Annotated in this window: 2 pseudogenes; both read left to right on the plus strand. The window is 28.7% G+C overall.

Annotated features, from left to right (window positions below):
- Positions 1 to 354 precede the first annotated feature (354 nt).
- Positions 355 to 727 (plus strand): annotated as a pseudogene (locus IDG60_RS15870) (YxeA family protein).
- 176 nt (positions 728 to 903) lie between these two features.
- Positions 904 to 1,011 (plus strand): annotated as a pseudogene (locus tag IDG60_RS15875) (PepSY domain-containing protein); the annotation flags it as partial.

Genomic DNA, 1,011 nt, shown 5'->3' on the forward strand with positions numbered 1-1,011 from the left:
AGTATATACAGTGTTTTATTGCTAATACTTTGAAAGTTAGGTATCTAAAGGTGCCTAACTTTCTTTGTTATGATTAGCACCATCATATAGAAAATTCTTTAATGACGTTTATGCCGAAATCTACAAAAATAATTTCTCTTTTATGGTTAATCAATATGTTTTTACATTCGACAACCTTAAAATTAACTTCTTTCAATTCCATAATAAAGTCTCTATAAAATAACTTAGTTTAAAAACGATTCATATCTTTCAGATTCAAATACCATCATTTTCTACTAATACTTACACTTTAATTACAATTATGTAAGTTGTTTTCAGAGACATCCTATTTTATATTTTGTCAGAGGTGATCTTTTGAAAACGATTTTAAAAACAATAACATATCTAGCACTTACTATCATTGGCGCTTATGCTGCTTTATTCATTTTAAAAACAATAGACTCTCATGGTATAACAGATCAATTTAACCCATTAGTAAAGGAAGATGTTTCTTATGTTAAAACGACTGAGGTGTCTACTAGAATGGATGATCAACTCCGAAGTTATAGTCAAAGTGCTTTTAATAAAGAAGGGAAAGAGACGCAATTAATGTATACTGCTACATTTGATGTTAAACCGCATAGATACTTGAAAATTACACATAAAGGTCATCACGTAGAAACTTTTGAAGAAGTTGAAAAGGGGCAAGTACCTAAAAAAAGCATTAGACAAATTGAGTCGATTATAGCGTGCTTATATTACATGGTTCAATTATAAAATGAGTACGAACGAAAGTAACACATGATGATTAATTTAAAAATATTTGTAATAATTATGAATAAAATTAAAAACAAGGGGTAATACAATCTATATAGCATATAAGCTTTTGTTATGAGTTTCAAAAAAGGAAGAGAGAGTGATATTATGAAATTAAAATCATTAGCAGTGTTATCAATGTCAGCGGTGGTGCTTACTGCATGTGGCAATGATACTCCAAAAGATGAAACAAAATCAACAGAGTCAAATACTAAT

It is taken from the genome of Staphylococcus sp. EG-SA-2 (assembly GCF_017152085.1).